Genomic DNA, 9,245 nt, shown 5'->3' on the forward strand with positions numbered 1-9,245 from the left:
AACGCTGAAACCGCGCCCGAAGCGCATTCGGCAAAGGTGCTGACATGATCCATCCTCCCAAACAGGATGAATCACAAAACAAACACCGTGGGAATCCCCCGATTCACGTTTTTCCCGAAGCGCTTTAGGTGTTTACTACCGGCATGTGGGGATCTAATAATCTGTGACCATCAAAAGGGTGCGCTATGGGACAAATTCTTCACGGAAACGCCACGGTCACATCCAAAGATGGATATACAGATCCCTCCCTTGAGCTTCAAACCGTCAAGCTGAAATTCAGGTGTTCTTTAACCGCCACTCACATATCACTCTGCGCGTAACTTTGGTTCGAGTTGGTTTTATTCGGATGACAAACCCACCTATGCTTGCTATCTCGAGCCTCGCGCTGACTGCAAAAATAGGATTTTAAACCCATGGAAGTTGAGCCTACAGTCTTGCCTGGAGTGGTACTGATCACACCACTTCGTTTTGGCGATCATCGTGGGTTCTTTTCCGAAAGCTACAGCCAAGCAAAGCTATCAAAGGCGGGAATAGAGACGGAATTCGTCCAGGACAACCATTCTTTGTCACGCGAGCAGGGCACTGTCCGGGGGCTGCATTTCCAAGCCCCGCCGCATGCCCAGGACAAGTTGGTGCGCTGCGGCAGAGGCGCGCTCTTCGACGTGGCGGTGGATATCCGCAAGGGCAGCCCGACCTACGGGCAGTGGGTGGGTCATGAGCTGAGCTTCGAGAACGGGCGGCAATTACTGATTCCAGCGGGCTTTGCGCATGGTTTCATGACCCTCGAACCCGATACCGAAATCGTCTACAAATGTTCGGATTATTACGCGCCCGAAACCGAAGGTGCGCTGTTGTGGTCGGACCCAGAGATCGGCATCGACTGGCCGCTTGACAACATCACGCCGATCCTGTCCGACAAGGACGCCGCCGCTCCGGTATTTTCGGGGTTCGACAGCCCGTTCACATGGCAGGGATGACCGCATGAAGCTTCTTGTTACCGGCGGGGCCGGATTCATCGGATCGGCAGTGGTGCGCCGGGCTGTCGCGCAGGGCCATCAGGTCGTCAATCTCGACGCGCTGACCTATGCCGCCTGTCTCGAGAACGTGGCCAGCGTGGCCGACAGCCCCGCTTATGCCTTCGAGCGGGCCGATATCCGCGACCGCGCAGCCCTCGACCGGATCTTTGCCGCGCATGATCCCGACGCGGTGATGCACCTGGCCGCCGAATCCCATGTCGACCGCTCGATCGACGGCCCGGCCACCTTCATCGAGACCAATGTGATGGGCACCTTCCACATGCTCGAGGCGGCGCGCGCGCATTGGGTGCGCAAGGGCCGGCCCGGGGATTTCCGCTTTCACCACATCTCGACCGACGAGGTCTATGGCTCGCTCCCCGCCGATCCGGCGATCCGCTTTACCGAAGACACGTCCTATGATCCGCGCAGTCCCTATTCCGCCTCGAAAGCGGGATCCGACCACTTGGTGCGCGCCTGGCACGAGACCTATGGCCTGCCCGTGGTGCTGACCAATTGCTCGAACAATTACGGCCCCTATCATTTCCCCGAAAAGCTCATCCCGGTGATCATCCTCAATGCGCTCGCGGGCAAGCCTTTGCCGATCTACGGCGATGGATCCAACGTCCGCGACTGGCTCTATGTCGAGGACCATGCCGAGGCGCTCCTGCTGGCGGTGCAAAAGGGTGCGGTGGGGCGCAGCTACAATATCGGCGGCGGCAACGAGCGCAGCAATCTCGAACTGGTGCAGGCGCTCTGCGCCATACTCGACGAGAAGCGGCCCAAGGGACAGGGCTCCTATGCCAACCAGATCACCTTTGTCGCCGATCGTCCCGGCCATGACGCGCGCTATGCGATCGACCCTAGCCGGATCGAAGAGGAACTGGGATGGCGGCCTTCGGTAACGGTAGAGGAAGGTCTGGCGCACACCGTGGAGTGGTATCTCGACAATGAGGACTGGTGGCGCGCGCTGCAATCACGCGAGGGCGTGGGCAAGCGTCTTGGCACTGGATAGGGCAAGCATCGAAAGGGGCAAACGGTGAAGATTCTCGTCTTTGGCCGGACCGGTCAGGTCGCCACCGAATTACACGCCCAGGCCAAGGTGGTCGCACTCGGGCGCGCAGCGGCGGATCTCACCGATCCCGCCTCTTGCGCCGCCGCGATCCAGGCGCATCGCCCCGATGCGGTGATCAATACCGCCGCCTATACTGCGGTGGATCGCGCCGAGGAGGAGGAAGCCCAAGCCACCGTGATAAACGGTGAGGCACCCAGTGCGATGGCACGGGACTGCGCGGCACTTGGCATCCCATTGGTCCATATCTCTACCGATTACGTGTTTTCTGGGACGGGCAATCAGCCCTGGGGTCCTGAGGATCCAGTGGGGCCGATCAGCGCCTATGGCCGCTCGAAGCTGGCCGGAGAACAGGGCGTGGCCGCCGCCGAGGGGCAATGGGCAGTGCTGCGCACGAGCTGGGTCTTCTCGGCCCATGGCAACAATTTCCTCAAGACCATGATGCGGCTCTCGGAGACGCGTGATGCACTCGATATCGTGGACGACCAGATCGGTGGGCCGACGCCGGCCGATGCCATCGCCGCAGCCTGTCTGAGTATGGCACGGGCGATGGTGGAGGATTCAGCCAAGGGCGGTATGTATCACTTTTCCGGCGCGCCCGATACCAGCTGGAAAGGCTTTGCCGAGGAGATTTTCGCGCGCGCCGGACGCCGCGTCGCAGTCAACGGCATTCCGACCAGCGCCTATCCCACACCGGCGCAGAGACCGCTCAACTCACGCATGGACTGCACCGCGCTCAAGCGCGATTTCGGCATCGGGCGGCCCGATTGGCGCGCCGGGGTGGAGCGGGCGCTGACCGCTCTCAATTCATAATCCAGAAAGGACCTTTTCGATGACGACACGCAAGGGCATCATTCTCGCCGGCGGCTCGGGTACGCGGCTCTACCCGATTACCTTGGGAGTCTCTAAACAGCTCCTGCCGATCTATGACAAGCCAATGGTATACTATCCCCTGTCGGTCCTGATGCTGGCCGGGATCCGCGAGATCGCGGTGATCACCACCCCACATGACCGCGCACAGTTCGAGCGCGTCCTGGGCGATGGCAGCCAATGGGGGCTTTCGCTCTGCTATATTGAACAGCCCTCGCCGGACGGGCTGGCGCAGGCCTATATCCTGGCCGAGGCGTTTCTGGGGGGGGGCGCCTCGGCGATGGTGCTGGGTGACAATATCTTCTTCGGCCATGGCCTGCCCGAGATGCTGGCCTCGGCCGATGCCAGGGCGCAGGGCGGCACGGTGTTCGGATACCGGGTGGCCGATCCCGAACGCTATGGCGTGGTGGGGTTCGGCGCGGATGGCACGGTCGACCAGATCATCGAGAAGCCCGAGCACCCGCCTTCGCATTACGCCGTCACCGGGCTCTATTTCCTCGACGGCACCGCACCCGACCGCGCCCGGGCCGTCCAGCCCTCGGCGCGCGGCGAACTGGAGATCACCTCGCTGCTCGAAAGCTATCTGCATGACGGGCAGCTCTCGGTCGAGCGGATGGGGCGCGGCTATGCCTGGCTCGATACCGGCACCCATGAGAGCCTGCTCGATGCCGGCAATTTCGTACGCACGCTGGAAAAGCGCCAGGGCTTGCAGACCGGCAGCCCCGACGAGATCGCCTATAATCATGGCTGGATCGACGCAAAGGCGCTCGAGGCTCGGGCCGAGGCCTTCAGGAAGAACGCCTACGGTGATTACCTGCTCGGTCTGCTACGCGGCTGACCACAGGGCTCAATCCATCCAGCTATCCGGAATCCGATCTCCGAACCGCGCGCGCATCGCCTCGTATTGCGGTGCGAATGCCTGCCGGAAGATGCTGCGGATATCGCCGGGCAGCGGCACTGATATGCCTTGGTTAACCCGTTTTTCCGCCTCAGGGGGATAATGGGCAATGTCAAGAAAATCGCAGATCTGCCGGGTCGCGCTGCCCACGAAAAGATCCTCGTAGAAGACATAGAGGATACGCTCGGTGGGCACGACCGCCTCCAGTTCGGTCATGGTCCGAGCATAATTTGCACGGGAATGCTTGGACAGACGACCGGCATCGACCAGCATCCTGGCGTGCTCGACACAATGTCGCGTCCGCTCCTCAAGCGTGATATCCGCCCCGTGCTTGGAATCCACCGCCATGCGGATCTGCGACCACATCCGACTGACCGGATCGCGCAGGATGAAGATGAATTTCGCCCGCCCGATACTGGCCATATCGGCGAACTGCTTGCGCCTAAGAACGGCATAGGCAGGCGTTACATCGCCCACAAGCGGTTGGTTGGTGCGCCCTGCGAGCAGATAATCGAGATAGGGCGCGTGGCGGTCGACTCCGGATCTCTTACCTGTGTGAATCGACAGAAGATCGGTGATATCGCGCAACTTGTTGATAACGAGCCTGTTCAGATACGCATTTTTGGGGTCCAGCCTGCCAGCCTGTTTATGCAGCGCATCAATCCGCATCTTGAGAGTTGCTTTGCCGCGCCCGGCACGCACGTCGAAATAATGCAATTCCTTGTTGCGCGAGAAATGCACCTCCTCCGAGCGTGACAGATAGTCGTATAGCCAGGTTGTGCCCGCCTTTTGCGCCCCGATGCAAAAGAACATGGTGGCATCGCGCGGAAAGGGCGGGGCAGGAAAATCGGTCAACGGTCTCATCAGTCTCATCAATCTCTTCATCTTGTCAGGCCCTGCGCCGAGGTGCCATGTTCTGCTCGTGATGCGCGATGGCCTCCTCGATATCGTCGTAATAGGTCAGCTGCCCGTCCTCCAGCACCGCCCCCGCCTCGCACATGTCGCGCATGGCGCCCATCGAATGGCTGACAAAGATCGCGCCGGCATTGCGCATCCGGTCGCGGAAGACCCGGGTGCTCTTGCTGCGAAAGGCGGCATCGCCCGCGGCGGTGATCTCGTCGATCAGGTAGGTGTCGAATTGCAGCGCCATGTTGATGCCGAAACTGAGCCGCGACCGCATGCCCGAGGAATAGGTGCGCACCGGCAGGTGGAAGTGCTCTCCCAGCTCGGCGAAATTGGCGACGAAGCGGATCATCTCGCGGGTATCCGCCGCGTAGATGCGCGCCACGAAGCGGGTATTCTGCGCGCCGGTCATGTCGGGGTGCATGGCGCTCGCAAGCCCCACCGGAAAGGAGATGTTGCCATCGCTGAGCACCTCGCCCGAGGTCGGGGCCGAGGTGCCCGCGATCACCTTCAGGAGCGTCGATTTGCCCGCCCCGTTGCGCCCCAGAAGCCCCACCGACACGCCGGTTGGAAAGACCGCGTTGATCCGGTCGGCCACCACCTTGGTGGTGCCGTTGATCTCGAACACCTTGGTCAGATCGCGCAGAACGATCATCGCCGGTCCTGTAGCGCGTAGATCGCCAGTACCAGGATGGCCCAGATCAGGAAGGCAAAGAGCGCCACCAGCCCCAGCAGGGTCAGACGATCGGGCTGGGTCGCCGATTCCGGCAGGGTCGGGTTCACGTGGGCAGCCAGGTAGCGGCTCTTGCGCTGCGCCTCGGCCACGGCGCTGTCATAGGCCGACAGCGACGCCGTGTAGCTTTCCTCGGCGAATTTCAGATCCACCGCCAGGCTTTCGAATTCCCCGACCAGATTGGCGAAGGCATCCGCGTCCTGGACCCCGCCAGCGCCCTGGCCCATGCCCAGCTTGCGCCGTTCGGCCTCGATGCGGTCCTCGATCACCCGGACCCGGCGTTCCAGCTGGGTGATGCGCGGGTCGTTCTCGCGCGCGGTCTGGCGCAGGATGTCGAGATCGATGAAGGTCTGCGCCAGTTCCGATTGCAGGGAGCTGAGGATGCCCATCTGCCCCTGGATCGAGGCCGAGGGATCGACGATCTGGGTCTCGTTGCGAAACTGCGTCATCGCCTGGCGCGCGCGCTTGAGACGCTCGACCGCCTGGTCGAGCTCTTCGCGGGCATAGGCGGTGGCATCGTCGCGGGCGATCGCCGACAGCCGGTTGATCATGTCCGAGCTCTCGTCATAGATGATCTGCGCGATGGTCCGGGCCTCTTCGGCGGTGAAGGCCTGCACCTCGAGATCGATGAGCCCGGTGCCGGAATCGGAATAGACCTTGATCATCCGGCCCCAGTGATCGGTCAGATCCTCGATCGAGCCTTCCAGCGGGCGAGCCTCGGTTCCGAACAGGGAGGGCAGGACCCCGGCCGGGTTATAGGCAAAGACCGGGTCATGCGCGGGATTCCACCAGGACCGCCCGGGGCGGCCCCAGATCTCGCGCAGATCGACCTGCGCATTGACGCGGCGTACCAGCTCCGGGCTCTGGATGAACTTGTAGAGGATGTCGGTATCCGAGGAGGACGATCCCGAAAATTCCGCCACCCCGCCCAGGAGCTCTAGCGCCGAGCCGATCTCCTCGGTTCGTACCGAGAAACCGGCATAGGAGACATAGCGCTCATGCGCCCGCTCCCAAAGGTACCAGGCCGACAGCACGAGCGGCAGCCCCACCAGCAGCAGAAAACTGCCAAGCGCCAGCCAGTGCCGCGGTCTTGGTCGGGCGGCGGCCACTGGCGGGGCCATATGTGAGGACTGCGCCTCGCCCTGCTGCGCGCCCTGGGGGGCTGGCGGCTTAACCTCGGCCTCCATCTGGGCGACCTGACGGCGCAGTTTCTCGTTCTTGAGTTCGGCGAGACGCGCGGCCATGCGTTTTTTTTCTGCGACCAGCTTTTTGGTCTCGCCAGATGCGGGTGTGTCCTGCGTCTTCTCTCCATCATCCTGAGACATGTCAGCCTTTGTCTGATCCTGTTTCGGGATCGGTGATGCTGCCGGGGTGTTCTTTGTGGCCAATCTGTGCCCCGCCTCTTCCGAAATCGCTGACTGCGCGCAATCTACAGAAGCGCATCCGCCATGACCAGCATGGACTGTATCGGTGTGCCCTAAAAAGATCGTATCCGCTGCCTGACTGCCTGTACTCAGCCCGCAGGCTGTGGTCTGGGGCCCAGTCCCAGCTGGAACATCAGCATTTGATCGGCCAAGGCAAAGCGCCGCAATCGCATACGGGACTCGTCACGCTCCAGCATCGGTTCGAGCCGCGCCCATTGCGAAACGTCCCGGCTGGCCGGATCGGCATTGACGAAGCGTCCCGTCACATTCAACTGCAGTCCTAAACGCTCCTGCAGATCGCGCTCCAGCACATCGAGCCGGTCCACCGCATAGACCCCGTCAAGCCCCCGGGCCGCCTCGACCGCGCGCGCCACGAGGTCTTGGCGCGGCCAGTCGGCCACCTGCGAATGGCCGCGCAACCGCCGGGTCACCAGGTAGCTGCAATAGGGGCTGTGATGGTGATCATCGATGAAGCGCCGCCATTGTGGCGTTCCGCCGAAGAAATAATCGTCCGGACTGTTTTCCAGCACCATACGCATGCCGGTCCGGGCCGGGCGTGCGAGATCTTGTGCACTCAGCCTCTCAGCCTTGCGCCGAAGAAAGAAATAAAAGGAGGCAATTCGTTCAAGTGGGTCGCGAAGCACGGTGAAGACAAAACGTGAAGAGGGTAACGTCTCCAATGCCTCCCAATCGATATGGCCCGAGTAGAGCCTGTATCCGGGTGGAAACTGGGCTGCACCGGGACCACCTTGGGTATGCACCCGGACAGGCGAAACAGCCTTTCGTCCCACGGCGCGCGACAGTTCGGAATGTATCGTCTGCCCCGCTGTTTTCGGGATATGCAGAAAGACGATAGGGGCTTCGGTTCCTGTCTTGACCATGCCGTTCGTTCCTCGAGGTTGCATTCTTTTCGCTTATCATGGTTCCTAATTGCGTTATCTGAAACCGGGCAGAGAACCGCCGCCAATCGCAGCATGTGCGTTAAATCCGACCTGGCGTCAAAGGGTCTCTCGATATCGCGACCCGCCGTCCCTTTCGCTTGGTGACTTTCAGGGCCTGCAGTGTCACATGAAGTGATTGTGATCGCCAGACGTCATCTTGCCGGAACGGCCCCTTGACCTTGCCGCCTGATCAGATGGATATTTGCGTGCTTGGAATATTTACCCGAGACTTCCCAAGCGCTTCGAAACCGTCTTAGGGCGGGGTTGACCCCCTCAGATTCAGAGAACTTGCTGTCCATGAAAACCGAAGTGATCTCCCGTCGCTACTTCTGGTCCAGCAAGGCAAAGCAGATTTCGTTGGTCTCTGATGTTGATCTTCCGCATGCTGATTTTCTACTATTCCATGGGGGCGGATGGGTCAGAGGTTCGCCCGATATGCTGTCCTGGTTGGCCCCACCGTTAGAAAAATCTGGCGTGAGGCTCATCCTCCCGTCCTATCGATTATTAGGCCAGGACGGCGCGTCCGTTGACGATGCCATTTCCGATACCCTTGCCGCTACAAAGTGGTTCATCCGAAGGCGTGATCGTGCCAAGCGATTGTTTGTCGGCGGTGCCTCTTCAGGTGGGCTGCTGGCTTTGCATGCCTTGAAAAAATGGCCCGATGCTTTCTCAGGGGTTATTTTGATGAATCCAGTTACGAATACCGGTGAAAATGGATTTCGGAATCGACAAATTGGTGCTGAAGGGCGAACGGATATCTCCCCGCTAGCTTTTGCACGAGATTTGCCCAGGACACGCGCATTGATCATTCATCCAGGCGAGGATGTTGTTGTACCGATAGCGCAATCAGAGGATTTCCTGCAAAGCTGGAACAATCCCGATGCAAAACTCAGGAAATGGCCCGAGCGCGGTGGGCACGGTTCCTTTGGGCGACCGAACGCTCAGCTAAAAACTCAGGAGATTATTTGCGAATTTATATTAACGCTTGAAACTCGACCGGTGTCTAAGTTTTAAATGCCAGAGCGACTTCTAGCCAACGATTTTTCGAAAGCCTGTTTATGCCCGTCATCATTAAAGACACCGGTCAGAACAACCGGATTGAAATTGCGCCGGATGTTCTGACCGGTGGAGATATGCGCATAAATGTTCGTGGCGACAACAACCATATCTTGATCGGGAGCGGCACGCGCCTGGTCAAGGGACTGATTGAGATTCGCAACAAACACTCCACGCTGAAGATCGGCGAGCACTGCGTTTTAACGGGTGTAGCGCGACAATCTGGGTGAGAAGAGCGCGTCAATCAGGATGAGAATCCTTGGTCGCGACGTTTGTGACGATGGCGGTCTTTTCAGCCGCGATCAAGTGGTTTGTGTTTTTGATTGTCGCGGCGC

At 60.3% G+C, this 9,245-nt stretch carries 10 protein-coding genes; 6 read left to right on the top strand and 4 right to left on the bottom strand.

Annotated elements, in window-relative coordinates; genetic code table 11:
- The first annotated feature begins 413 nt into the window (after nucleotides 1–413).
- Genes rfbC through rfbA form a run of 4 tightly spaced genes read left to right on the top strand, consistent with a single transcriptional unit; the run spans nucleotide 414 to nucleotide 3,793 of the window.
- Nucleotides 414–977, top strand: coding sequence for a dTDP-4-dehydrorhamnose 3,5-epimerase (gene rfbC / locus BHD06_RS21810; protein WP_080459062.1), 564 nt, complete (start codon nucleotides 414–416; stop codon nucleotides 975–977).
- A 4-nt stretch (nucleotides 978–981) separates the two neighbouring features.
- Nucleotides 982–2,028, top strand: a complete 1,047-nt coding sequence (gene rfbB / locus BHD06_RS21815; RefSeq protein WP_080459063.1) for a dTDP-glucose 4,6-dehydratase — start codon at nucleotides 982–984, stop codon at nucleotides 2,026–2,028.
- 24 nt (nucleotides 2,029–2,052) lie between these two features.
- Entirely contained in the window at nucleotides 2,053–2,898 is an 846-nt protein-coding gene (gene rfbD / locus BHD06_RS21820; protein ID WP_080459064.1) for a dTDP-4-dehydrorhamnose reductase, read from the top strand.
- 19 nt (nucleotides 2,899–2,917) lie between these two features.
- Nucleotides 2,918–3,793 carry a glucose-1-phosphate thymidylyltransferase RfbA gene (rfbA, locus tag BHD06_RS21825; RefSeq protein ID WP_080459065.1) on the top strand — a complete coding sequence of 292 codons (876 nt, stop codon included), beginning with the start codon at nucleotides 2,918–2,920 and terminating at the stop codon, nucleotides 3,791–3,793.
- 9 nt (nucleotides 3,794–3,802) lie between these two features.
- On the opposite strand, the gene BHD06_RS21830 is transcribed toward rfbA, so the two are convergent.
- The 4 genes from BHD06_RS21830 to BHD06_RS21845 all read right to left on the bottom strand — a co-directional run bounded on the left by BHD06_RS21830 (nucleotide 3,803) and on the right by BHD06_RS21845 (nucleotide 7,794).
- A complete protein-coding gene (locus tag BHD06_RS21830; protein ID WP_254892564.1) occupies nucleotides 3,803–4,726 on the bottom strand; it encodes a sulfotransferase in 924 nt (307 codons plus the stop codon).
- A gap of 16 nt (nucleotides 4,727–4,742) precedes the next feature.
- Nucleotides 4,743–5,411 (bottom strand): ABC transporter ATP-binding protein, encoded by a 669-nt coding sequence (locus BHD06_RS21835; protein ID WP_080459067.1) that lies wholly within the window; start codon nucleotides 5,409–5,411, stop codon nucleotides 4,743–4,745.
- Nucleotides 5,408–6,814, bottom strand: coding sequence for a capsule biosynthesis protein (locus tag BHD06_RS21840; protein WP_254892565.1), 1,407 nt, complete (start codon nucleotides 6,812–6,814; stop codon nucleotides 5,408–5,410). Before BHD06_RS21840 ends, BHD06_RS21835 begins: the two co-directional genes overlap by 4 nt.
- A 188-nt stretch (nucleotides 6,815–7,002) precedes the next feature.
- A complete protein-coding gene (locus BHD06_RS21845; protein ID WP_080459068.1) occupies nucleotides 7,003–7,794 on the bottom strand; it encodes a sulfotransferase family 2 domain-containing protein in 792 nt (263 codons plus the stop codon).
- A 357-nt stretch (nucleotides 7,795–8,151) separates the two neighbouring features.
- Between BHD06_RS21845 and BHD06_RS21850 the strand changes: the two genes are divergently transcribed.
- A complete protein-coding gene (locus tag BHD06_RS21850; RefSeq protein WP_080459069.1) occupies nucleotides 8,152–8,868 on the top strand; it encodes a S9 family peptidase in 717 nt (238 codons plus the stop codon).
- Nucleotides 8,869–8,912: 44 nt separating this feature from the next.
- Nucleotides 8,913–9,140 carry a hypothetical protein gene (locus tag BHD06_RS21855; protein WP_080459070.1) on the top strand — a complete coding sequence of 76 codons (228 nt, stop codon included), beginning with the start codon at nucleotides 8,913–8,915 and terminating at the stop codon, nucleotides 9,138–9,140.
- Nucleotides 9,141–9,245: the final 105 nt, after the last annotated feature.

Source organism: Roseovarius sp. A-2, from assembly GCF_002072155.1.
Lineage (GTDB): Bacteria > Pseudomonadota > Alphaproteobacteria > Rhodobacterales > Rhodobacteraceae > Roseovarius.

Excerpts from the sequence above, each read along its gene's own strand:
- rfbA (WP_080459065.1), top strand. The coding sequence starts at position 2,918 with ATGACGACACGCAAGGGCATCATTCTCGCCGGCGGCTCGGGTACGCGG.
- BHD06_RS21850 (WP_080459069.1), top strand. The coding sequence starts at position 8,152 with ATGAAAACCGAAGTGATCTCCCGTCGCTACTTCTGGTCCAGCAAGGCA.
- BHD06_RS21830 (WP_254892564.1), bottom strand. The coding sequence starts at position 4,726 with ATGAGACTGATGAGACCGTTGACCGATTTTCCTGCCCCGCCCTTTCCG.
- rfbC (WP_080459062.1), top strand. The coding sequence starts at position 414 with ATGGAAGTTGAGCCTACAGTCTTGCCTGGAGTGGTACTGATCACACCA.
- BHD06_RS21845 (WP_080459068.1), bottom strand. The coding sequence starts at position 7,794 with ATGGTCAAGACAGGAACCGAAGCCCCTATCGTCTTTCTGCATATCCCG.
- BHD06_RS21835 (WP_080459067.1), bottom strand. The coding sequence starts at position 5,411 with ATGATCGTTCTGCGCGATCTGACCAAGGTGTTCGAGATCAACGGCACC.
- BHD06_RS21855 (WP_080459070.1), top strand. The coding sequence starts at position 8,913 with ATGCCCGTCATCATTAAAGACACCGGTCAGAACAACCGGATTGAAATT.
- rfbB (WP_080459063.1), top strand. The coding sequence starts at position 982 with ATGAAGCTTCTTGTTACCGGCGGGGCCGGATTCATCGGATCGGCAGTG.
- BHD06_RS21840 (WP_254892565.1), bottom strand. The coding sequence starts at position 6,814 with ATGTCTCAGGATGATGGAGAGAAGACGCAGGACACACCCGCATCTGGC.